General features: G+C 64.9%; 22 protein-coding genes. 8 read left to right on the plus strand and 14 right to left on the minus strand.

Features of this window, described 5'->3' with window-relative positions:
- Positions 1 to 51 precede the first annotated feature (51 nt).
- The 7 genes from AC27VQ_RS16720 to AC27VQ_RS16750 form a co-directional block, all read right to left on the minus strand.
- Entirely contained in the window at positions 52 to 1,104 is a 1,053-nt protein-coding gene (locus AC27VQ_RS16720; protein ID WP_421593346.1) for a sulfate/molybdate ABC transporter ATP-binding protein, read from the minus strand.
- A 14-nt stretch (positions 1,105 to 1,118) separates the two neighbouring features.
- Positions 1,119 to 1,973: a sulfate ABC transporter permease subunit CysW gene (gene cysW / locus AC27VQ_RS16725; protein WP_488717143.1), complete on the minus strand. Its 855-nt coding sequence runs from the start codon at positions 1,971 to 1,973 to the stop codon at positions 1,119 to 1,121.
- A complete protein-coding gene (cysT, locus tag AC27VQ_RS16730) occupies positions 1,963 to 2,826 on the minus strand; it encodes a sulfate ABC transporter permease subunit CysT (protein WP_488717144.1) in 864 nt (287 codons plus the stop codon). Before cysT ends, cysW begins: the two co-directional genes overlap by 11 nt.
- Before the next feature lie 5 nt (positions 2,827 to 2,831).
- Complete coding sequence (locus AC27VQ_RS16735; RefSeq protein ID WP_421593342.1) at positions 2,832 to 3,857, minus strand: sulfate ABC transporter substrate-binding protein; 1,026 nt, start codon at positions 3,855 to 3,857, stop codon at positions 2,832 to 2,834.
- Positions 3,858 to 4,082: 225 nt separating this feature from the next.
- Positions 4,083 to 5,399, minus strand: coding sequence for an FAD/NAD(P)-binding protein (locus AC27VQ_RS16740; RefSeq protein ID WP_488717145.1), 1,317 nt, complete (start codon positions 5,397 to 5,399; stop codon positions 4,083 to 4,085).
- Positions 5,400 to 5,461: 62 nt separating this feature from the next.
- Positions 5,462 to 5,947 carry an RrF2 family transcriptional regulator gene (locus tag AC27VQ_RS16745; RefSeq protein WP_488717146.1) on the minus strand — a complete coding sequence of 162 codons (486 nt, stop codon included), beginning with the start codon at positions 5,945 to 5,947 and terminating at the stop codon, positions 5,462 to 5,464.
- Positions 5,944 to 7,284, minus strand: coding sequence for an FAD/NAD(P)-binding protein (locus AC27VQ_RS16750; protein ID WP_488717147.1), 1,341 nt, complete (start codon positions 7,282 to 7,284; stop codon positions 5,944 to 5,946). The genes AC27VQ_RS16745 and AC27VQ_RS16750 overlap by 4 nt, the downstream gene beginning before the upstream one ends.
- 411 nt (positions 7,285 to 7,695) lie before the next feature.
- Between AC27VQ_RS16750 and AC27VQ_RS16755 the strand changes: the two genes are divergently transcribed.
- Positions 7,696 to 8,796 carry an acyl-CoA dehydrogenase family protein gene (locus AC27VQ_RS16755; protein WP_488717148.1) on the plus strand — a complete coding sequence of 367 codons (1,101 nt, stop codon included), beginning with the start codon at positions 7,696 to 7,698 and terminating at the stop codon, positions 8,794 to 8,796.
- A gap of 45 nt (positions 8,797 to 8,841) precedes the next feature.
- Here the strand turns inward: AC27VQ_RS16755 and AC27VQ_RS16760 are convergent, their stop codons facing one another.
- A complete protein-coding gene (locus tag AC27VQ_RS16760; RefSeq protein ID WP_421594162.1) occupies positions 8,842 to 9,306 on the minus strand; it encodes an RrF2 family transcriptional regulator in 465 nt (154 codons plus the stop codon).
- Between the two features lie 486 nt (positions 9,307 to 9,792).
- On the opposite strand from AC27VQ_RS16760, the gene tauA reads away from it, so the two are divergent.
- From tauA to AC27VQ_RS16775, 3 genes are all read left to right on the plus strand, one after another.
- Positions 9,793 to 10,797 (plus strand): taurine ABC transporter substrate-binding protein, encoded by a 1,005-nt coding sequence (gene tauA, locus AC27VQ_RS16765; RefSeq protein ID WP_488717149.1) that lies wholly within the window; start codon positions 9,793 to 9,795, stop codon positions 10,795 to 10,797.
- Between the two features lie 91 nt (positions 10,798 to 10,888).
- Positions 10,889 to 11,692: a taurine ABC transporter ATP-binding protein gene (locus tag AC27VQ_RS16770; RefSeq protein WP_488717150.1), complete on the plus strand. Its 804-nt coding sequence runs from the start codon at positions 10,889 to 10,891 to the stop codon at positions 11,690 to 11,692.
- Positions 11,689 to 12,525 carry an ABC transporter permease subunit gene (locus AC27VQ_RS16775; protein ID WP_488717151.1) on the plus strand — a complete coding sequence of 279 codons (837 nt, stop codon included), beginning with the start codon at positions 11,689 to 11,691 and terminating at the stop codon, positions 12,523 to 12,525. Before AC27VQ_RS16770 ends, AC27VQ_RS16775 begins: the two co-directional genes overlap by 4 nt.
- A 22-nt stretch (positions 12,526 to 12,547) precedes the next feature.
- Here AC27VQ_RS16775 and AC27VQ_RS16780 read toward each other — a convergent pair whose 3' ends face one another.
- Entirely contained in the window at positions 12,548 to 13,183 is a 636-nt protein-coding gene (locus AC27VQ_RS16780; RefSeq protein WP_488717152.1) for an RBBP9/YdeN family alpha/beta hydrolase, read from the minus strand.
- 272 nt (positions 13,184 to 13,455) lie between these two features.
- Between AC27VQ_RS16780 and AC27VQ_RS16785 the strand changes: the two genes are divergently transcribed.
- On the plus strand, positions 13,456 to 14,700 hold the full coding sequence (locus AC27VQ_RS16785) for an LVIVD repeat-containing protein (protein WP_488717153.1): 1,245 nt from the start codon (positions 13,456 to 13,458) through the stop codon (positions 14,698 to 14,700).
- A 21-nt stretch (positions 14,701 to 14,721) separates the two neighbouring features.
- Here AC27VQ_RS16785 and AC27VQ_RS16790 read toward each other — a convergent pair whose 3' ends face one another.
- The 5 genes from AC27VQ_RS16790 to AC27VQ_RS16810 form a co-directional block, all read right to left on the minus strand.
- Positions 14,722 to 15,378, minus strand: coding sequence for a methionine ABC transporter permease (locus tag AC27VQ_RS16790; RefSeq protein WP_488717154.1), 657 nt, complete (start codon positions 15,376 to 15,378; stop codon positions 14,722 to 14,724).
- Positions 15,359 to 16,429 (minus strand): methionine ABC transporter ATP-binding protein, encoded by a 1,071-nt coding sequence (locus AC27VQ_RS16795; protein ID WP_488717155.1) that lies wholly within the window; start codon positions 16,427 to 16,429, stop codon positions 15,359 to 15,361. Before AC27VQ_RS16795 ends, AC27VQ_RS16790 begins: the two co-directional genes overlap by 20 nt.
- Positions 16,430 to 16,511: 82 nt before the next feature.
- Positions 16,512 to 17,345 carry a MetQ/NlpA family ABC transporter substrate-binding protein gene (locus AC27VQ_RS16800; protein WP_488717156.1) on the minus strand — a complete coding sequence of 278 codons (834 nt, stop codon included), beginning with the start codon at positions 17,343 to 17,345 and terminating at the stop codon, positions 16,512 to 16,514.
- Positions 17,346 to 17,574: 229 nt separating this feature from the next.
- Positions 17,575 to 18,969, minus strand: coding sequence for a DUF4360 domain-containing protein (locus tag AC27VQ_RS16805; RefSeq protein ID WP_488717157.1), 1,395 nt, complete (start codon positions 18,967 to 18,969; stop codon positions 17,575 to 17,577).
- Positions 18,970 to 19,046: 77 nt separating this feature from the next.
- Complete coding sequence (locus AC27VQ_RS16810; RefSeq protein ID WP_313531953.1) at positions 19,047 to 19,637, minus strand: DUF4360 domain-containing protein; 591 nt, start codon at positions 19,635 to 19,637, stop codon at positions 19,047 to 19,049.
- Positions 19,638 to 20,070: 433 nt separating this feature from the next.
- Here AC27VQ_RS16810 and AC27VQ_RS16815 point away from each other — a divergent pair, with 433 nt between their 5' ends.
- From AC27VQ_RS16815 to AC27VQ_RS16825, 3 genes are read left to right on the plus strand one after another with little or no spacing between them, the layout of a single operon-like run.
- Positions 20,071 to 20,520, plus strand: coding sequence for an Rrf2 family transcriptional regulator (locus AC27VQ_RS16815; protein WP_488717158.1), 450 nt, complete (start codon positions 20,071 to 20,073; stop codon positions 20,518 to 20,520).
- 32 nt (positions 20,521 to 20,552) lie between these two features.
- The gene (locus tag AC27VQ_RS16820; RefSeq protein ID WP_488717159.1) at positions 20,553 to 21,020 is read left to right on the plus strand and encodes a group III truncated hemoglobin; all 468 of its coding nucleotides are present in this window, start codon (positions 20,553 to 20,555) and stop codon (positions 21,018 to 21,020) included.
- Entirely contained in the window at positions 21,017 to 21,304 is a 288-nt protein-coding gene (locus AC27VQ_RS16825) for a DUF6522 family protein (protein ID WP_488717160.1), read from the plus strand. Before AC27VQ_RS16820 ends, AC27VQ_RS16825 begins: the two co-directional genes overlap by 4 nt.
- The last annotated feature ends 66 nt before the right edge of the window (positions 21,305 to 21,370 follow it).

The following is a 21,370-nucleotide window of genomic DNA, read 5'->3' on the forward strand; positions in this document are numbered from 1 at the left end:
TCTCGCTTTGCGCAAATGAAAAGGCCGGCGTCACCGCCGGCCTTTTTCGCTTCATGCCGCGAATGTCTTCCAGCGGGTCGGGCGGAAGCGGAGCACCGTGCCGGTCGAGGCCTGCGCGTCGAGCGGCACCTCGATCTCCACGTGATGCGGCTCGCCCGACTTGCCGACGTCGATATCGGCGATGCGGGTGCCCGCCAGACGCCGCGAGGTCGAAACCCGGCCTTCCAGGGCCGGTGCGGCCGGATCGGCGACGAGCACGACATCCTGCGGGCGGAAGAACAGCGTGCCGTCGCCGGAGGTGATATCGCCGCCATGCGGGGCGATGCCGATCGGCTCGTTCTGGAAGCGCACGGCCCCATCCGTAATGCTGACCGGCAGGCTGGCGCTATCGCCTATGAAGGAGAACACGAAGGGCGAGTTCGGCCGGTCATAGACGTCATCCGACGAGCCGACCTGTTCGATCTTGCCCTGGCTCATCACAACCACGCGGTCGGCGAGTTCCAGCGCCTCTTCCTGGTCGTGCGTCACGAAGACCGTGGTGTGGCCGGTGCGGTCATGGAATTCGCGCAGCCAGCGGCGCAGTTCCTTGCGAACCTTGGCGTCGAGCGCGCCGAAGGGCTCGTCGAGCAAAAGCACCTTCGGCTCGATGGCCATGGCGCGGGCGAGCGCCACGCGCTGGCGCTGGCCGCCGGAGAGCTGGTTGGGATAGCGCTTTTCGAGGCCCGAAAGCTGCACCATCTCCAGGAGGTCGCTGACGCGGCGCTGGATTTCGGCCTTCGGCGGGCGTTCGCCGCGCGGGCGCACCGTAAGGCCGAAGGCGATGTTGTCGGCGACGGTCATGTGGCGGAAGAGCGCGTAATGTTGGAAGACGAAGCCGACATGACGCTCCTGCACCGTGCGGTGCGAGGCATCCTCGGCGCCGAAATAGATGCTGCCGAGCGTCGGCGTCTCCAGGCCGGCGATGAGGCGCAGCAGCGTCGTCTTGCCGGAACCCGAGGGTCCGAGAAGCGCGATCAGCTCGCCCGAGCGGATATCGAGCGATACGTCGTTCAAGGCCGGGTATCGATCGAATTCCTTGCGGATGTTTTTTACACTGACGTCCATAGAGGGCGTGCCTTTCAATGCTTGCGGCCGGCCGCGATTTCCGCGCCGTAGTGAAGTTCGAGGGCCGTCTTGACGACGAGCGTGACGAGCGCGAGTGCCGCGAGCAGCGACGCCACCGCGAAGGCGGCGACGAAATTGTACTCGTTGTAGAGGATCTCGACATGCAGCGGCATCGTGTTGGTAAGGCCGCGGATATGGCCCGAGACCACCGAGACCGCGCCGAACTCGCCCATGGCGCGCGCGTTGCAGAGCAGCACGCCGTAGAGCAGGCCCCATTTGATATTGGGCAGCGTCACGTACCAGAAGGTCTGCCAGCCGCTCGCGCCGAGCGACAAGGCGGCCTCCTCATCGCCCGTGCCCTGCTCCTGCATTAGCGGGATCAATTCGCGCGCGACGAAGGGGAAGGTCACGAAGATGGTGGCCAACACGATGCCCGGCACGGCGAACAGGATTTCGATGCCGTGGCTTTTCAGCCAGGGACCGAGCATACTGCCCGCACCGAACAACAGCACATAGACCAGGCCGGAAATGACCGGCGAGACCGAGAACGGCAGGTCGATCAGCGTCGTCAGAAAGGCCTTGCCCTTGAACTCGAACTTGGCAATGGCCCAGGCGGCCGCCACGCCGAAGACGAGATTGAGCGGCACGGCAATGCCGGCCACCAACAGCGTCAGCCGGATGGCCGCACGCGTATCGGGATCGCCGAGCGAGGCGAAGAACTCACCCGGCCCCTTGCGGAAGGCCTCGATGAACACGGCCGCCAGCGGCAGGATGAGGAAAAGCGCCAGGAACAGGAAGGCCGTCGCCATCAGCGCGTAACGCGCCAGCGGTGCCTCTGCCGTCGGCGAACGCAGGGTCTTACGCGCCATGTCCGTACCTCCTGCGGTTCCAGGTCTGGATGAGGTTGATCACCAAGAGCATGGCGAAGGACAGACACAGCATGATCGTGGCGATGGCCGTCGCGGCACCATAGTTGAACTCCTCCAGCCGGATGACGATGAGGAGCGGCGCGATTTCCGAGACATAGGGAATGTTGCCGGCGATGAAGATGACCGAGCCGTATTCGCCGACACCGCGGGCGAAGGCGAGCGCGAAGCCGGTGAGGATGGCGGGCGCGAGACCCGGCAGCAGCACGCGGCGGATGGTCTGGAAACGGTTGGCTCCCAGCGTCGCTGCCGCCTCCTCCACCTCGCGGTCGATCTCCTCCATGATCGGCTGCACCGTGCGCACCACGAAGGGCAGGCCGATGAAGACGAGCGCGATGACGATGCCGGTCGGGTTGAACGCCGCCTTGATGCCGACGAGGTTGAGGATCGAACCGACCCAGCCGTTCGGCGCATAGAGGGCGGCGAGCGCGATGCCGGCGACGGCGGTCGGCAGCGCGAAGGGAAGATCGACGATCGCATCGACGATGCGACGACCGGGAAACTCGTAGCGCACGATGACCCAGGCGACGAGCACGCCGAAGACGACATTGATCAGCGCGGCGACGAAGGCGGTGCCGAAGGACACTTCGAGCGCCTTGATGGTGCGCTCGTCAGAGAGGATGGCCAGAAACTCCGGCCCCGTGAGCGAGGCGGAGCGCCAGACGAGGCCGGCGAGCGGGATCAGGATGATGAGGGTCAGGTAAGCGAGCGAAAAGCCGAGCGTCAGTCCGAAACCCGGAATGACACTCGGCTGTCTCAGTCGCCACCGCCCGGAGGCAGCAGCAGATGTCGTCAAAGGACTTAGTTCCCCGGCTTGTAGATCTGGTCGAAGACGCCGCCGTCGCCGAAGTGCTCGGGCTGTGCCTTGGCCCAGCCGCCGAAGATCGGGTCGTCGATCGTCACCAGCTTAATATCCGGAAGCTGTTGCAGCAACTCGGGCTTTACCAGTTCGCGTTTCGACGGACGGTAGAAGTGTTTTGCCGCGATGTTCTGGCCTTCCTCGGAATAGAGGTAGTTCAGGTAGGCTTCCGCCTGCTTGCGGGTGCCCTTGGCATCGACGTTACCGTCAACGACGGCAACCGGCGGCTCGGCGAGGATCGAGATCGGCGGCGCGACGATATCGAAAGAGTCCGCACCGAATTCCGCACCGGCGAGGTAGGCCTCGTTTTCCCAGGCGAGCAGAACGTCGCCGATCTGGCGCTGGGCGAAGGTGGTCAGCGAGCCGCGGGCACCCGTGTCGAGAACCGGCGCGCGCTTGTAGAGCTCGGCAATGTAAGCCTTGATCTTGTCCTGGTCGCCGCCGAATTCCTGGTTCGCCCAGGCCCAGGCCGCGAGATAGTTCCAGCGGGCGCCGCCCGAGGTCTTCGGGTTCGGGGTGACGATCTGCACGTCGCCCTTCACCAGGTCGCCCCAGTTATGGATGCCCTTCGGATTGCCCTTGCGCACCAGGAAGACGATGGTCGAGGTGTAGGGCGCCGAATTGTTGGGAAGGCGCGTGCGCCAGTCCTTGGCGATCTTGCCGGTCTTTTCGACGATGGCGTTGATATCGCTTTCCAGAGCGAGCGTCACGACATCGGCTTCGAGCCCGTCGATGACCGCGCGGGCCTGCTTGCCCGAACCACCGTGCGACTGCTGGACGGTGACGTCCTCGCCGGTCTCGGCCTTCCAATGCTTGGCGAAGGCCTCGTTGTAATCCTTGTACAGCTCACGCGTCGGATCGTAGGAGACGTTCAGAAGCGTCGTCTCCGCCAGCGTTGCCGTTGCACTGCCGAGCGCAAGCCCGACACTCAGGAGCAATGCCCCCACCCGTTTTACCAAAATCGACATCTCAACCTCCTGGATGCTTGTCCCGACCAAAACCCTATTGAATTAGTAGAGTTAGTCAACAATGCCCGGAAAGTTCGCAAAACCGGTTCCAAACGGGCCGAAACGGCGCAATGGAAGACCTGCTTTCACCCACAGGTCGCGCACGGTTCATCTCGCAAACGGGGTCCGAAGCGCAAAATGCATCCGCCGAAAATGCCGGTTTTTGGCCTTCGTCTCAAACTTTTTTCAGCGCTCGGAGGTCCGGGCGAGGCCATGCGGAGTGGCAGCCAGCACCGCGCGATAGGCCTGGCGCACGGTTTCGGCAAAGGTGAAGGGTCCCGGCCGCAGGCTGGAGGCGATCGCACCGACCACGGAAATCGCCGGTATCGGCGTACGGTGATGGGCGAGATGGCCGCCGTCCTCGACGCTCAGCGCCGCCGCATCGCAGGACAGCAAGCCGGCGAGCGCGCGGACGGACGGCACCTCGCGGCAGTCGATGACGGTCTCGTCGGCGGATTTTGGGGCGCGTGGGGAGATGAAGCGCGTGCGGCCGGTCTCGATTTCGGCAGCGATGCGCCGGTGGACGTCGGGTGCGAGGCGGATGGAGAAGTGGCGGTGCAGGCGCAGCAGATGGCGGCGGTAGCGGTTGCGCTCGGCCTCGGGCAGATTGCGCCAGACGACGGCAAGACGGGCGGAAGCAGCGTCGACCACGGCCTGCCATTGACCGCCCTCACGCGCCTCCGCGCGTCTACATTCGCGCCGCACATAGCGGAACGCTTCCTGCAACGAGCGGCTTGCCGGCGGCTCACCGAAGGCGAGGCCAGACTGCGGGCGGGCATGGGGCTGCGGCAGGCGGCCGCTCGCCGCAGCGATGTGGATTTCGCCCGCATAGCCGGTGGCCCGGAGGTGGAGAAGGATGGCGGCCAGGCGCGGGCCATTGCCGACAAGGGTCAGCGGCGGCGGGTTTTCGAGGCCGGACAGGCGTTCCGCAGCATTATGTGCCGCCTGCCACGAGGCCGCCTCACGCTGTGCGGTGCCAAAACCGGTGGCGATGAAGACATGGTCGAAATCGGCGTATTCGCCGTCGCGGAAAATCACCTTCGGCGTGGCGCCACCGGCGTCGACATGGCGGACATGGCCGCGGAAGGTGCGGATGCGCACATCCTTGCGCAGCGCCATCACCTCGCCGAAGCGTGCCATGACATAATCCCGGAAGAGCGCGCGCGGCGCATGCAGATCTTGCGGGCGGCAGAGCGTGGTGACGATGCCGCCGGCCAGCCAGTTGGTCTTCAGCCAGTCGGCGAAATCGTCGGGGCGCTCGGGCACGACCGAGAGGTCACGTGCCGGCTCGGTGGTCGGCACCAGGCCGGCCGCGCCATTGCCGAAGGCGCCCGGCGCATCCTCGGCATCAACGAGCCAGGCCTCGAAGGGCCGATGTAGGCGCTTCATCAGCGCAATCGCCGTGGCAAGACCGGACGGACCGGCCCCGATGATCGCGATCTTCAATGCCGGCACCCCCGCCGGCCACGACCCGTCTTCCCTTACGCCTCTGTCGAAGAACATTCGCTGTCCCTTCCTTTCGCCATGGAAGCCGAACGGTATGATAGCGCAGTTTCGGATATTTTCTACATTTTTACTAGACTAATTGAGCGCACGATTCCCATGCCGGCATCCGCCCCTGCGGCGGGGCCTCCTTTGGGGTCGGCAAGCAGGTCTGACAGCGTCGTCCCGTCGAGGATTTCATCCGAGGCGGCCGCGACTTTCGCGAAGACACGCCTTACTGCGCAGAGCGCCCGGTCGCGGCAATCGGTGCAGGGGCGATGCCCGCCGCGCGACAGGCAGCCGAGCGGCACGAACGGTCCCTCCATCAGGCGCAGCACATCGCCGAAGACGATTTCTTCCGGGCTGCGCAGCAGGAGGTAGCCGCCGTGCTTGCCCCGGCGGCTGGCGACGAAGCCCGCCCGCTTCAGCTCCAGCAGGATCTGCTCCAGGAATTTCTTCGGTATCGTTTCCCGTGCGGCAATGGCGGCGATGCGCATCGTCTCGCCCGGCGCGATACGGGCCAGCGCCAGAAGCGCCCGCAGGGCGTATTTGGATTTCTGCGAGATCATGTCCCGATGATCTCGGCCGCGATGCGCCCGGCGACGGTGCGGGCCTGCACGCGGATATCGGGCACCGCGGTAATCTCGAAGTGGCGGCCGGCGGTGAGCGGACCAAGCGCATAAAGACGCCCTTCGGACGTGGGCACCGCGGAATGGTCGTCGACCGCGATGCCGAGGCCGATCGGATGGGGTTCGACGATCCCTTCGGCGGCAAGGCTGGACAGAAGCGGCGAGGCCGAGACCGTACATCGCTCGAAACCGGTGCAATTGACCACCATGGCCGCCGGCAGCAACCCGTCCTTGATGGTGCCGATCACGCCGTTACCTTGCCTGCGCAGCGCCCGCAGCCGGCCGCGATGCAAGACGAGCCGCCCGGTCTCGCGCAATGCCGCGATTTCCGCGGCAACATCCGGTGCCATGCGGTGGCGATGGACATTCCAGAACGGCGCGGCGTGGCGCAGGAACCGGCGCTGCTGTTCCGGCGTCCAGCCTTTCCAGAGGTCCTGGGTGACGGGGCGAAGACCATCCATGACGGCGCGCCAGTCCGGCGTGGCGGTCGCAGCCGCACGAAGCGTCGCGAGCATGGCGCTGAGTTCACCGCCTTCAGGCTGAAGCACCGGCGCAAGCGGGTTGGCCCGGTGCGCGAGATGCGCTTGCGGCAGGAGGCCGTGGCGGGAGACGGCATGCATGGTGCCGCGAAAACCGCTCCGCGCGAGGAGAAGGCACTGATCGACCATGGTGAGGCCGGTGCCGACGAAAAGTACGTCGCCATCATCGGGCAGGCGCTCCCACCACGCATCCTCCCAGGGGTTCTGCACGACGAAGGTGCGAACGTCCTCGGAAATCGGTTCGTCCGGCAGGGGCAGACGGCCGGTGCCGGCACCGGTACAGAGCACGGAAACGCGTGCGGCGAGTTCGGAGCCGTCGGACAGATGGAAGAGCAGCCCGCCATTGGCCAGTGCCTCGGCGCGCCGCGCTTCGGCATCGACGAGCGTGAGTGCGGCGCGGTTGGCCGTGCGCTTCAGCGCGGCATCGAGGCAATGGCCGATATAGTCGCCATAAAGGCGCCGGGGCACGAAATCGCCAGCCGATCCGGCATGGCCGTTTTCCGCAAGCCATTGCGTAAAATGGTCGGGCCTGTCGGCAAACAGGCTCATGCGGCCGGCGGGCACGTTGAGACGATGGCAATACGCGGTCGTCGCATAGGCGATGCCCCTGCCCTGCCCCTCGCGCGCGCCGACCAGACTGATCCGTGCGGTCGGCGGTGCCAGTTCAACGAGATTGAGCGCCAGAGCCACGGCCGAAAAACCCGAACCGATGACCGCCACATCCGTCTCTTGTCTCATTCCGTTTCCTCCCGAAGGATGACGTGAGCACTCTAGCGGCATTTATCTACAAAATCTATAGACTATTAATCCCCCATCCCCAGACCGTGAAACGGCCGGTGCTCCGCTTGGTTCCGGGCCGGTCCGGCTTGAGCGATCCGCCGGCTTGAACGGAACGGAGCCAGTGCTATTCTGCCCCCGCATGAGCGTCGTGATGCGGAGCGAGGAACCGGACGACGGTTTTTCCACTGTGTCTTTCGCTCGCGAGACGGCCCAAGTTAGTGCGGCAGAATTGCCAAGCCGTTCAAAAACTCCGGACTGTCCGGCTTTGCGCCGGGCGCCAAAGCGATCTATACAATGTCTATAGAATATGATCTTTTGCCCGACCGAACCAGCGCACCCTGAAACCACCTTCCGCAAGGAGCTGACGCCGTGGGTACGATTTCATCCGCGCTTGACCGACCGGTGCGCACCGCCGCCGTGATCGGCACCGAAGACGAAGCGATAAATGTGGCCCGCACGGTTTCGGGCCTGTTCGATCTTTCAGGCCCGGCGGCAAGTGGCACGGCCGAAGCGCGTCTCGATCTGCTCTCCCGCTCAGGCCTGTTCGGCATTTCCGTTCCCACCGAACAGGGCGGCATCGATGTTTCCAACACGGTGCTGGTCGCCGTCTGCGCGGAGGCGGCTTCGCATTCTGCCGCGCTTGGCGAGATCCTTGCCGCGCATTTCACCGCGCTCGAACATATCCGCAGTTTCGGCACGGAAGGCCAGCGCAACACGATCTTTGCCGCCGCCCGCTCGGGCGCCCGGCTCGCAAGGGCCGTCGGCCGGCGCAACGGCGCCGATCTGGAGGCCTTGCCGCTGGCCATTGTCGGCCTTGCCCATCGCCTGAGCGGCGAGGCGCTGTCGACGCCCTGCACGCGGCATGCGGACTGGATGCTGATCCCCGTGCTCGGTGACACCGGCAAGACCGCCGGCCTGCTGCTGCCGACCCGCATCGACGGCCTGCGCTACGCCGCCAACAGCTGCGAGCCCGCCACCGGCGGCGTGCAGCCCGCCGAGCCGGCCCTGTTCAAGGATGTGCTCATCGACGGCGATGTCCTGCTGCATGCTGCCGGCGAGACGCCGCAGCCACCCGTTCCCCACGCCCTCGATCTTCTGCTGGAGGCAAGCCGCCATCTCGGCGCCGGCCGCCGCGCGCTGCGTCAGGTCCTGGATGGGGCGACGGAGCCGCTCCCGGTCGGGCTGCTCGCCGCACGCCTTGCCGCAGCGGAGGCCATGGCCGAGGAGGCCGGACGCGCCATCGACGCCGCCCAGATCGGCCTGGCCGGACAGCACCGGACAAACGCCTTCCTCGCCGCAACGGCCGCGCTCACGGTGGCGCAGGAGGCGGCGAGCGCCATACGGCAGGTCGGATCGGTCGGGATGGAAAAAGCGGAGCAAACCTTGTCTGCCCCGTCACGGGCAGCTCTGGAACAAAGCGGCCGCCTGCTGATCGAGATGCACCGGCATGCGCCGGAGGCCGAAACCTGAAACATGTCGGGCTGGCCCGCCCCGATGGACGGGCCGTGAAGCGCCTCAGCCGGCGCGCTTTTCCAGTTCTTCCTCGTCGATGATCGCGGCAGCGCCGGGAACGGCGACGAACTGCTCGAGCGTCATGGTATCGAGAATGGAGGCAATGGCATCGCGCACATCAGTCATGGCGCGGCGGACCTGACAGGTTTCCGGATCGGCGCAATCCTCGCAAGCCTCGAAGGCCGTGCGGCTGGCGCAGCGGATGGGTGCCAGAGGACCATCGAGCACGCGGATGGCGTGGCCGATGCGGATTTCGGAGGCGGCATGCGACAGCGAATAGCCGCCGCCCGGCCCCTTCTTGGAGCGCAGCATGCCGGCATTGCGCAGTTCCAGAAGGATCGTGTCGAGAAACTTCTTCGGAATATTGTTGCGCAGCGCGATCTCGCTGACGAAAGCCGTTTCACCGGGCGCAAGCCGCGCCAGATCCACCAGGGCTTTCAGTCCGTATTTTCCCTTTTTCGTCAGCATGTCCGCCTGCTTTCCATCCGCATGTCTTACTCGTCCGGATCACCCGGCGGCGCGAAACCGTCTGTCCCGCTCTCCGGATGGGTCCGTCGTCTTCGGGAAGATCGATCGGTTCACCCTTGACGGGTGATTCCGGCTCATTCTAGGCACCGAAGTGCGAAAAACATATAAAAACGGTATAATTTATTTGCGCGCTTCGTCGCAAGAAGAACAGCCTGGTTTTTCGCATTTTCACGCGGTTTTCTGCAAGACGTGCCCTATCCGCATCATTTTCTGCCGTCTTCGGCGGCAAGCCCCGCATTTTCCGCTTCTGCCACTCCCGGTAGGGCCGCACGCCCCGTTCCACGACAGCCGGCAATGAACGCAAAACCAATTGCCGAGCGGCCGCAAAATTGAGGCGAAAATTTCTCTACTAAATTTATCGATTATATAATCTCAAGTCACCGGCCCGCCAGAGACCTCGGGCAACGGCAACTTGAGGAGAGCACCATGACCATCACCCGCAGAACCCTGCTGGCCGCGACCGCCGCGCTGACGCTTGCCACATCCTTCGGCACGGCCTTTGCAGAGGAGGTAACGCTCAACATCGGCTACCAGCCGATCGTCGAGCCCTCACGCGTTCCCCAGGCCGACGGCACCTATGAGAAGGTGACCGGCGCCAAGATCAACTGGCAGAAATTCGACGGCGGCGCCGACGTGATCGCGGCCATCGCCTCCGGCTCGCTCGATATCGGCTATGTCGGCTCCTCGCCGCTCACCGCCGCCGCCAGCCGCGAACTGCCGATCGAGACGATCTTCGTCGTCGGCCTGATCAGCGACGCCGAGGCGCTCGCGGTGAAGGGCATCGACAAGCCCGAAGACCTCGCCGGCAAGAAGATCGCGACCCCCTTCGTCTCGACCGCCCATTACAGCCTGCTGACCGCGCTGAAGCACTGGAACGTCGATCCGAAATCGGTGGAGATCCTCAACCTGCGTCCGCCGGAAATCGCGGCCGCCTGGGAGCGCGGCGACCTCGACGGCGCCTATGTCTGGGATCCGGTGCTCTCCGAACTGAAGAAGAGCGGCAAGGTGCTCGCGACCTCGGCCGACGTCGCCGAATGGGGCGGCCCGACCTTCGACGCCTGGATCGTCAGCAAGAAGTTCGCCGAAGAGCATCCCGATGTCGTGACCGCCTTCGTGAAGGTGACGGGTGACGCGACGGCCGCCTACCGCGCCAATCCGGACGCCTGGAACGCCACTTCGCCGGAAGCGGAAAAGATCGCCCGCCTGACCGGCGCCAAGCAGGACGAGGTTCCGGCCCTGCTCAAGGGCTATATCTTCCCGACACTCGAAGAGCAGGCCGGCGAAGCGCTGCTCGGCGGCGGCACGGTGAAGGCAGTTTCCGATACTGCGGCCTTCCTGCTCGAACAGGGCAAGATCCCGGCCACCCTTTCCGACTACAAGCCCTACGTCTCCACCCGCTGGGTCACGGACGCGACCAAACTCGCCTACTGATCGGCGAACATTCTGCGGCGGAGGTGGCCCGGTCGCGCGCAAGCGCCGCCGGGCCATCGCCAATCCCAAATCCTGCCATTCCGGAGGCCCCATGAGCATCCTGACCTTCCGCAACGTCTCGCTCACCTATCCGGCGCGCACCGGCAAGGGCGGTGCGGGCGAAAAGCGCGTCCTCGACGGCATCAACCTGCAGGTCGCCTCCGACGAGCTGGTGGCGATCATCGGCCGCTCCGGCTCCGGCAAGACCAGCCTGCTGAACCTTGCCGCCGGCTTCCTGACGCCCACCGCGGGCACCATCGCCGTCGACGGTGCGCCCGTGACCGGCCCCGGTGCCGACCGCGCCGTCGTCTTCCAGGACGATGCGCTCTATCCCTGGCTCGATGCGCGCGACAACATCGCCTTTCCGCTGAAGCTGAAGGGCGTTTCCCTCACGGAGCGCCGCGCGAAGGCGGATGCGCTTCTTTCGCGCGTCGGCCTGGCGGATGCCGGCGACCGGCGCATCTGGGAACTCTCCGGCGGCATGCGCCAGCGGGTCGGCATCGCCCGGGCGCTGGCCGCCGAGCCGCGTTTCCTGCTGCTCGACGAGCCGCTCGGCGCGCTCGATGCGCTCACTCGCACGCGCATGCAGGACTTCCTGCTGCGCATCAAGGCCGAGAGCGGCGCGGGCGCGATTCTCATCACCCACAGCATCGAGGAGGCGCTTTTGCTCGGCACGCGCGTCGTCGTGCTTTCGCCCAATCCGGGCCGTCTGACGGCGGAGATCGAGGCCGGCTTCAACGCTGAAATCCTGAATGGCGCTTCGGTCGCAGACGTGAAGGCTTCGCCGATCTTCAAACGCATGCATGCCGGGCTGACCGGCCTCATCCACGCCGGCGAAGAGGAGCTTGCCGCATGACGCTTCTGAGTGAACTCAACGCCCTCGCAGGCGAAACGAACGATACGGCGCCGGCCCGCGCCGCCCGCCCCCTCCCCATCGCCGTGATTTCCACGCTCACCGTCGGCGTCATCATCGGCCTGTGGGGCCTCGCCTCGGCCTATGCGCTGGTCTCGCCGGTCTTCCTGCCCTCACCGCGCCAGGTGGTCATCGCGCTCTACAATCTCATCGTGACGGGTTTTGTCGATGCGACGCTGGCCGAACATGTCGGCGCGAGCCTTTACCGCATCTTCGGGGCGCTGATCGCCTCCATCCTCATCGGCATTCCCGCCGGCCTTGCCATCGGCACGAGCCGGGTCGGCCGTGGTATCCTCGATCCCATCGTCGAGTTCCTGCGTCCCCTGCCGCCGCTTGCCTATCTGCCGCTCGTCATCATCTGGGTCGGCATCGGCGAAGCCTCGAAGATCACGGTTATCGCACTCTCCATGCTGCCCTCGATCATCCTATCAACCTCGGCCGGCGTGCGCGCCGTCTCGAAGGATCACGTCAATGCGGCCCGCTCGCTCGGCGCCAGCAAGGCGCAGGTGCTGCGGGAAGTGGTTTTGCCGAGTGCCATCCCCTCCATCCTGACCGGCATCCGCATCGCGCTCGGCGCGGGCTGGACGACGCTGGTGGCGGCGGAACTGGTGGCGGCAACCAGCGGCATCGGCTTCATGATCCAGTCGGCAGCACAGTTCCTCGTCACCGATATCGTCATTGCCGGCATCATCGTCATCGCGCTGATCGCCATCGTGCTGGAATATGTCGCGCGCCTCATCGAGCGGCGGCTGGTGCCCTGGGCATCCCATCGATAGGCGCAAAGCAATCGACTGGCGCTCAGTTGAGCGCCAATCCCATGCCCGCAACGGCCGCCGTGAACAGGCGGCCGTCTCTGTTTGCGGCAAAGGGATCGCGCTCGCTGCGCAGCTTGAGCAATTCGAGGAAATCGTAGCCCGCCGTCCAGCGGCCGAAGCCGCTGGCGATGTTGATATGGCCGGCATTGCCTATATCGACGAGATCGCTGCCCCAGGCGCGCGCCGTGCGGCGCAGCTGGTCTGTCGGCATGTAGGGATCGTCCAGACTACCGACGACCAATGAGGGAAACGGCAGGCGGCGGTGCGGCATGGCGCCGAAGCGGATGATGCAGGGATGCAGCGTCTCAGTCGTATCGAGATCGCAGGGCGCGACGAGCAGCGCGCCGCGAACGCGCGACGCTAACAGGCTTTCGGCGAAATGCGCCGCCAGCACGCAGCCGAGACTATGCCCGACCAGAAAGAGATCGCCAGTCGTCATCGCCACCTGCCGTTCCAGTTCGGAAAGCCAGGCCTGGCGATCCGGGCAGGCCCAGTCGGACTGCTCGACGACCCGGCTGCCCGGATTGTCCTGCGCCCAATGCCGCTGCCAATGTCCTTCGGATGAGCCGTTGAGGCCCGGCAGGATCAGCGTATCCAGGGGAATATCGATGGACGGCATGGCAGCACCCTTTCTTCGCAAACAGGATAGAGGGAATGATGCGGGCAAACGGCCGGATTGATAAGAAAGCGGCTGCTATAGTCTGCAAAAACCATAGAATTTCCTTGCACATATCGCGACCCTCCGGAAAATGCGGGCACCACCGCAGGACCACGTGCAAGCATCTGGAATTATTTTTCTTTTTCCAATTCCTCTTCGCAAATCCCGCGCTTGTTCAACGCCGCCGCCAGCTGCGAGAGTGCCGTTTCATGCCCCTGAAGAGGACGCCCGCGATGAGCCTGCCGATACCCGATTTCGCCCGCAACATGACGCTGATCGGACATTCCGATATCGGCGGGCGGGGCGATGGCCTGCAGCTGATGGTGCACAAGGGTTTTGCCTATGTCGCCCATCCCTGGTCGCAGGGTTTTTCGATCGTCGACGTGCGCGACCCGAAACGGCCGGGCAATGTGACCTATGTGCCGGCACCGCCGAACACCTGGAACATCCATCTCCAGACCCATGACGACCTGCTGCTCGTCATCAACGCACTTGACCTCTTCGCCGATATCGAGACCTTCACGGACGAGAAGGCCTATTACACAAAATCAGTCGGCGAGACGGTCGCGCGGGCCAAGCGGTCCCGCGCCTGGACGGCGGGCATGACGGTCTATGACATTTCCACACCCGACCGGCCGCGAAAGATCGGTCAGCTCGATGTGGACGGCGTCGGCTTTCACCGGCTCTGGTATGTCGGTGGTCGTTATGCCTATGCGTCGGCGCTGCTCGACGGTTTCACCGACTATATCTTCGTGACGATCGACATGGCCGACCCGACGAAGCCGGAGCTTGTCGGCCGCTGGTGGCTGCCGGGCATGAATGCGGCGGCCGGCGAGGTTTCGCTTGCTCCGGAGGGCCGGCGCCATGCGCTGCATCACGCGCTGGTGCATGGCGACACCGCCTATGCCTGCTGGCGCGACGGCGGGCTGACGCTGCTCGATATCAAGGATCACGCCGCGCCGAAACTCATCAAGCATCACAATTGGTGCCCGCCCTATGGCGGCGGCACGCATTCGCCCCTGCCGCTGGTGGAGCGCGGCCTGCTGATCGTCGCCGACGAGGCGGTGGCCGACCATGAGGAAGACGGCCGCAAACACACCTGGGTCTTCGATATCCGCGAGCCGTCGAACCCGATCAGCATCGCGACCTTCCCGATCCCTGACGAGATCGACTATGCGAGGAAGGGCGGCCATTTCGGGCCGCATAACCTGCATGAGAACCGACCGGGATCCTTTGTCTCGGATAGGCTGGTCTTCGCCACCTGGCAGAATGCCGGCATTCGCGCCTTCGACATTTCCGATCCCTACCGGCCGGTGGAAACCGGCGCATTGGTGCCGGCCGCACCTAGGACGATGACCGACCGGCGGCCCGGCCGGCCGCAGGTCATCCAGTCGGCCGATGTCTTCGTCGATGCGCGTGGCCTGATCTATGCGACCGATTACAATGCCGGTCTGGAGATCATCGAATACGGCGGCTGATCCCGCCGCCGTATCCTTCACTCACCCGCGATGATCGAGCTTGGCCACCCAGCGGTCGCCGATCCATTGGATGCCGCAGACCATGACGATCAGCACGGCGACGACGGCCACCATCACGGAGGTTTCGAAACGCTGGTAGCCGTAGCGGATGGCGAGATCGCCAAGACCGCCGGCCCCGATGGCGCCGGCCATGGCCGAGGCGCCGATGAGCGTGACGAGCGTCACGGTAAAGCCCGCGACGATGCCGGGCAGCGCCTCGGGGATCAGCACCTCACGCACGATCGTCCAGCGATTGCCGCCCATGGCGCGCACGGCCTCGATCAGCCCGCGATCGACCTCGCGCAGCGACACTTCGGCGATGCGCGCATAATAGGGTGTGGCGGCAATCGACAGCGGCACGATGGCCGCCCAGGTGCCGATCGACGTGCCGACGATGAGGCGCGTGACCGGAATGAGCGCGACGAGCAGGATGATGAAGGGCACGGAGCGGAAGCCGTTGATGACGGCACCGAGCATGCGGTTGACCCAGAGGTTTTCCGCGATGCCGCCGCGCGCGGTGGCCACCAGCGCCAGCCCGAGCGGCAGGCCGAAGACCAGCGAGATGATGCCGGAGGCGGCCGTCATCACGACGGTTTCCCAGAGCGAGCGGACGAGAAGTTCAAGCATGATCGGCGACATGGCCGAGGACCTCCACCTGGGCGCCGAGGCGCTCTGCATAGGACACGAGACCGGCGGTGTTTTCAGCCGGCACCGCGAGGAAGAAGCGGCCAACGGCCTGCTCCTGGATATGATCGACGCCGCCATGGATGAGACGGTAGCCGCCGGGGAATTCCTGCGACAGCCCCTGGAACAGCGGGCCGGTGGCGGCGGGGCCGGCAATATCGACGCCGAGGATCGCCTCGCCGCCGACATCCGCCGTCAGCTTTTCGGCGATATAGGCGGGAAGCTGCGGGCGGATGCCGCTCAACAGGCTGCGCGTGGTCTCGGCTTGCGGGCGGGAAAAGACCTGCCAGACCGGCCCCTCCTCCACGACGCGGCCGGCATCGAGCACGGTCACGCGGTCGGCGATGCCGCGCACCACTTCCATCTCATGGGTGATGAGCAGGATGGTGAGGCCGAGCTTGCGGTTGATGTCCTTCAGCAGCGTCAGGATCGAGCGCGTGGTTTCCGGGTCGAGCGCGGAGGTCGCCTCGTCGGAGAGCAGCAGCGCGGGCTTGGCGGCAAGCGCGCGGGCAATGCCGACGCGCTGCTTCTGGCCGCCGGAGAGTTCCGACGGATAGGCCTTCGCCTTGTCCGAGAGGCCGACGAGTTCCAGCAGTTCGGCGGCGCGCGCGAGACGCTTGGCCTTCGGCCAGCCCTCGATCTTCAGCGGCAGGGCGACATTCTCCTCGACCGTCTTGGCGGAAAGCAGGTTGAAGTGCTGGAAGATCATGCCGATGCGGCGGCGCAGCGGCTGGAGATCGGCCTCGCCAAGTCCGGTGATCTCGCGGCCTTCGATCTCGATGGTGCCGCTGTCCGGCCGTTCCAGCCCGTTGAGGCAGCGGATCAGCGTCGATTTGCCCGCACCGCTGCGGCCGATGATGCCGAGGATCTCGCCGCGGCGGACATTGAGCGTCACGCCATCCAGCGCCGCCGTCTCGCCAAAACGCCGGCGCACGTCCGCAAGGCGGATGACATCCGCCTCTTCGGTCGCGGCGGAGGCCGCCTTCCAGGTCACATGTGAGTTCATTGCGCGTCCTTCCGCAAATGCCAAGACAGCCCGCGACGGCGTTTCAGCGCGTCGCGGGCTGCCGGATCGGCCGTCCTGTGCCTTAGTAGGCGCTGATGCCCGTGCCCTTGTAGACGCGGTCGAATTCGGCCTTCACGGCGTCGTTCTGATAGGCTTCGACCAGCGGCTTGACCCAGGGCTCGTCCTTGGATTCTTCACGCACGGCGATGAAGTTGCGATACGGATTGTCGGCGACCGGCTCCTGCGCGATGCGGTTTTCCGGGGTGAGACCGCTCTTCAGCGCCCAGTCGGTGTTGACCACGGCCGCATCGAGATCTTCCACCGAACGGCCGACGATGCCGGCGTCGAGTTCCTTGATCTCGAGCTTCTTCGGGTTTTCGGCGATATCGGCGATGGTCGCCAGAATGCCCGTGCCGTCCTTGAGCTTGATCAGGCCTTCGTTCTGCAGCACGCGCAGCGCCCGGCCCTCGTTGGACGGATCGTTCGGCACGCCGACGACGGCGCCTTCCGGCAGGTCGGCAAGGGTCTTGTGCTTGTTGGAATAGAGGCCGATCGGCCAGACGCCGGTATAGCCGACGGGCACGATCTTGTAGCCGTTCGTCTTGATCTGGTTTTCCAGATACGGCAGGTGCTGGAAGGCGTTGGCGTCGATCTCGCCGCGCTCCAGCGCTTCGTTCGGCTGGGTGTAATCGTTGAAGACGACGGTTTCGATGGTCAGGCCCTTCTTGGCGGCCTCGGCGGTGACGACGCGCCAGACATCCTCATCCTCACCGGAGATGATGCCGACCTTCAGGTCCTTCTTGTCCTCCGCAACGGCGGGGCCGGAAACGGAGAGGACCGAGACGGACACGGCGGCAACGGCGATGGCTGCGAGCGCCACGCGGCGGGAGAGACGGTTTTTGATGATAGTCAACATGATTGCCTGCTTTCGCGATTGGGAGGATCGACGCTCGAAACCGACCCGGTTTCTGGGAAGCAAAATCGCAAATGCCGCTTTCGTGAACAACGAATGGCGATTTATTGGGCAGCGCGAACGGGAACTTTCGCTCTCCGGAATGGCCAGAGAACGAGAAAATAATTTCTACTGATTTTATGAAGTACTCGAAACGAAGAGAGCGGCCCTATGGCCGCCCTCTTGTTTCAGATCAGAAACTCGCCTTGAGTTGCAGGCCGGCATTCCAGCGCGGCTTGCTCTCTTCGGCGACCGTGAGGCTGGCGCGCGTATCGACCGCCCAGTTCTCGTGGAACTTCCAGCCGACGCGGGCACCGACCGAGCCGAAACGGCGCGCTTCCCAACCGCCCGTCGCCTGGCCGACCCAATCGACATCCGCCTTGACGGCATCGCCATTGCCAAAGGTCTGGCCGGCGGTGGCGAAGAGCGAATAGTCGACCGCCGGGTTCAAAGCATGCGTCCACATGACCGTGACGTCGGCCGTATCGGCAACCGTGCTCTTGCCGGAAAGGGCCGCGGCGAAGAGATTGTCGGCATCGGGCGTTTCCGCATAGGACGCGACATCGAGCGCCGAGCGGGAAAGCCGTACGGCCGCTGTGAACTCGTTCTGCGTATCCGGCGCATAGGCGACGCCGACCCGCACATGACCGCCAATCAGCGAGCCCGAGGCGTCATTCCTGCGGGAAACGAGCTTGCCGGCATTGATGTAGTCGCGCGTATATTTCGCCTCGACATCCGGCGAGCCCCAGATGCCGACCTCGCCAAAGGCCTTCCAGCCGCCGTCGAGCGGTACGGCATAGCGTGCGGAAGCCGCGGCGATCAGCATGTTGTCGGCATCGGTGCCGGTCCGGCGCGCATCATAGCCGGCCAGGCCGCCCATCAGGGTGATCTCTTCCGTCGCGTTCCACCGCGCATTGAAGCCCACCATGCCCTCGGTGCCGGCAAAGGCGGAGATATAGTCGTCGCCGGCGAAGGGATCGGTCAGGCCGAGAATGCGACCGGCCACGGTATCGGCGCCAGCCAGAAGCGAGCGGCGCTGCTCGGCAAGGCCGTCCAGCGATCCCTTGACGGATTCGCGGGTCGTGAAGCCGATCCGCGAAACGTCGAGCGTATCCAGGAATATCTGGGCGGCGTCGAGATCGCCGTCCTGACCTTCCGCCGTCAGCAGGATGGAGAGATCGAGCGTTTCGGAATCGACCGTGCCCATGCGGCGGTTGATTTCGTAATCCTCGGAAACCTCGCCGTCCGGATTGTAGAGACGAACGCGATCGCCCTTCTTGCCGCCGTCGAGCGTCACCGTCTGGTCGCCGGTCTTGGTGGTGAAGCCGCGATAATCGACGGAGAACACCGAATAACCCTTGGCCTGCGTGACCGGCGCGGAGAGCGAACAGGTCGTGCGGCTTGAGCCTTGCGTGCGGTCGCTGATGGCGAAGAGGGAATCGAAGAGGAAACTGGTGGAATTCCTGTCCGGTGACAGGGTCGTGGAAAAGGTGCCCGGCGCACAGCCGTTGGCAGCCTGGGCGGAACCCGCCGCGAGTACGAGACCCGTCAGGATCAGGGCACGATTTGCATGTTTCAGAACCGTCAAAACTTCACCCGGTCTTAGTGATTTACAAGGGAGCGGCCCACAGGCCGCCCCGATTCGCGCAGTCCGTTCTTAACCGCTTAGCGGCACTTGCGCCACTGCAGCTGGTAGATGATCGCAGCCTTGACGTCCTGCGTATCGACCGTTGCCATGGCTTCCTGGTTGCGCGTCGTCGAGACGCGGATCGAGGAATTGGTGCGCAGGTTGACGTCCTGGCCGCAGGGCGACCAGACGAGCGCATCGGCCACCAGCTTGTTGGTGATCAGGTAGTCGGCTTCCTTCGGACCCGTAAAGGTCTTGGCAAAGGACGGACCGCGCGAGCCGGCGAAAAAATATTCCACGCTGAACTGCGAACGGGCGCCGCGCGGCAGCTGATTGAAGCCGCGGTAGTCGATGGCCAGAACCGAAACGCTACGGCCCTGCGGCACGTGAACCGGGATCGCGACGTTGCAGGTCTTGCGGTCCAGCGACTTGCCGGTGTCACCGCCGGCCTGGACGATATATTCGTCGAACAGCAGGCTGAGCGACTTGGAATCGGGGCTGAGCGTCGCCGAGACGCTGTTGGAGGGGCAGCCGCTGCCGCCGTAGCCCGGCACACCGAGCGAAATGTCATCTGCATGGGCAACGGCCGCAAAGCCGAGAACGCCGATCATAGCACCAATAATCTTCATGATTCTTCCTCTCGCAAGCCACAGCGGCTTCTGCGTTGCATATTCGGGCATGCACCCTGAACGATGTCTGAGCGGATCATTCAGAGCGCGTTCACTCAAAGGGATATAAACGGATGGTAAAGATTATATTAAGCATTTGATCGATCGAGTTGTTCGTCCCGCCGTAAACGCAACCCTTGCGCGCTTTTCTTCGCTTTTCCCGGCCAACGGCAAGGTTTCTTCTCGTTGGGAAAAGCGCCCGCAGCGACGGAAAAGCTTGGCTGTCGCGTCACCCATCGCAGTCACCCTTCAAGCCGCAGTCGTGGAAAACGCGCCATCGCGCTCCTCGCCATCGGCTGCGACGCCTTGGCGCTTTCAGCGCGGCTCGGCTTGCGCTAAAAGTGGTATTCGAAATACTTTTTATGATGCAACCCGTTTTCCGAAAGACCGCATCATGCGCCTGACGCTGCACACCGACTATGCGCTCCGCATGCTGATCTATATGACGGCACGACCGGATGGGCTCTGCACAGTCGGCGATGTGGCAGAGGCCTACGGGCTCTCGCGCAACCACCTTCTCAAGGTGGCGCAGACATTGCGGGATATCGGCCTCGTCGAGACGACGCGCGGCCGGACCGGCGGCATAAGGCTCGCCAAGGCGCCCGAAACCATCGGCATCGGCGCGCTGGTGCGGGCAACGGAGGAGGCGTTTTCGCTTGCCGAATGCATGCAGGCCGAGGGCGGCAGCGGTTGCGCGATCTCGCCGGCATGCCGGCTGAAGGGCATGCTGCACGAAGCGCTCGCCGCCTTCCTCGCCGTGCTCGATCGATACACACTCGCCGATATCGTGCGCAATCGCGCCGCGCTCGGCCCGCTGCTCGGCCTCGACGCCGTCGCGGCCTGATGAAAGGACTGGACCATGCCCGAGGTGAGCCCATGAAAGGCCGGACCGCGCCCGAACGTACCATCGTCATCGACGGCAAGCGGCTGCCCGAGATGCTCGACGAGACGATGATCCACGCCGTCGTGCACGGCTTCTACGACGAAATCCGCAAGGACGCGCTGCTCGGCCCCGTCTTCACCGGCATTGTCGCGGCAGAGGACTGGCCTGGACATCTCGCCCAAATGTGCGATTTCTGGTCCGCAACGCTCCTGCGCACCGGCCGCTACGAGGGCCGGCCGCTGCCGCCGCACCTTTCCATTCCCGAGCTTGGCGAGGCGCATTTCCAGCGCTGGCTTTCCCTGTTTCGCGCAACCGTCGAACGCCTCTGCCCACCCGAAGTGGCCGATCTCTTTCTCGACCGGGCGCTGCGCATCGCCCATTCCTTCCGCCTCGCCATCGCCTTCCATCGCGGCGAGGATTCCATGAACGTTCTGCCGATCTCCCGGGAGGCGCTGACGTGACCGTACCCCTCACTCTCGCACAGGACGAGAACGGCGAGTTCCTGCTGCCGGCGGACATGCTTGCCGCCCGTTTCGGCTGGCCGGTCGCGACCTTCCGCGACATGATGCGGCGAGGCCTCGTCTCGTCCCGCGTCGAGCGCGGCGAAGGCGAGGATGCCGGCCGCTGGCGGCTTTCGGTCCGCTGCGGCAACCGGCGCTGGCAGGCGGTCGTGGAGGCGGATGGCAGCCTCAGTGACGAACGGCTCGACGTCCTTCCCGCCGCGCCGCCGAAAAAACAGCGCTAGGCGGGAACCTTCCCGGCGCGGCGACAGCGTCTCCACCTCGCTGAGGAGGCGGTCATCTCCGCCGCC

Source organism: Shinella sp. 20P9.1.1, from assembly GCF_057798995.1.

Excerpts from the sequence above, each read along its gene's own strand:
- AC27VQ_RS16720 (WP_421593346.1), bottom strand. The coding sequence starts at position 1,104 with ATGGACGTCAGTGTAAAAAACATCCGCAAGGAATTCGATCGATACCCG.
- cysW (WP_488717143.1), bottom strand. The coding sequence starts at position 1,973 with ATGGCGCGTAAGACCCTGCGTTCGCCGACGGCAGAGGCACCGCTGGCG.
- AC27VQ_RS16735 (WP_421593342.1), bottom strand. The coding sequence starts at position 3,857 with ATGTCGATTTTGGTAAAACGGGTGGGGGCATTGCTCCTGAGTGTCGGG.
- AC27VQ_RS16740 (WP_488717145.1), bottom strand. The coding sequence starts at position 5,399 with ATGTTCTTCGACAGAGGCGTAAGGGAAGACGGGTCGTGGCCGGCGGGG.
- AC27VQ_RS16745 (WP_488717146.1), bottom strand. The coding sequence starts at position 5,947 with ATGATCTCGCAGAAATCCAAATACGCCCTGCGGGCGCTTCTGGCGCTG.
- AC27VQ_RS16750 (WP_488717147.1), bottom strand. The coding sequence starts at position 7,284 with ATGAGACAAGAGACGGATGTGGCGGTCATCGGTTCGGGTTTTTCGGCC.
- AC27VQ_RS16760 (WP_421594162.1), bottom strand. The coding sequence starts at position 9,306 with ATGCTGACGAAAAAGGGAAAATACGGACTGAAAGCCCTGGTGGATCTG.
- tauA (WP_488717149.1), top strand. The coding sequence starts at position 9,793 with ATGACCATCACCCGCAGAACCCTGCTGGCCGCGACCGCCGCGCTGACG.
- AC27VQ_RS16770 (WP_488717150.1), top strand. The coding sequence starts at position 10,889 with ATGAGCATCCTGACCTTCCGCAACGTCTCGCTCACCTATCCGGCGCGC.
- AC27VQ_RS16775 (WP_488717151.1), top strand. The coding sequence starts at position 11,689 with ATGACGCTTCTGAGTGAACTCAACGCCCTCGCAGGCGAAACGAACGAT.
- AC27VQ_RS16780 (WP_488717152.1), bottom strand. The coding sequence starts at position 13,183 with ATGCCGTCCATCGATATTCCCCTGGATACGCTGATCCTGCCGGGCCTC.
- AC27VQ_RS16785 (WP_488717153.1), top strand. The coding sequence starts at position 13,456 with ATGAGCCTGCCGATACCCGATTTCGCCCGCAACATGACGCTGATCGGA.
- AC27VQ_RS16790 (WP_488717154.1), bottom strand. The coding sequence starts at position 15,378 with ATGTCGCCGATCATGCTTGAACTTCTCGTCCGCTCGCTCTGGGAAACC.
- AC27VQ_RS16795 (WP_488717155.1), bottom strand. The coding sequence starts at position 16,429 with ATGAACTCACATGTGACCTGGAAGGCGGCCTCCGCCGCGACCGAAGAG.
- AC27VQ_RS16800 (WP_488717156.1), bottom strand. The coding sequence starts at position 17,345 with ATGTTGACTATCATCAAAAACCGTCTCTCCCGCCGCGTGGCGCTCGCA.
- AC27VQ_RS16810 (WP_313531953.1), bottom strand. The coding sequence starts at position 19,637 with ATGAAGATTATTGGTGCTATGATCGGCGTTCTCGGCTTTGCGGCCGTT.
- AC27VQ_RS16815 (WP_488717158.1), top strand. The coding sequence starts at position 20,071 with ATGCGCCTGACGCTGCACACCGACTATGCGCTCCGCATGCTGATCTAT.
- AC27VQ_RS16820 (WP_488717159.1), top strand. The coding sequence starts at position 20,553 with ATGAAAGGCCGGACCGCGCCCGAACGTACCATCGTCATCGACGGCAAG.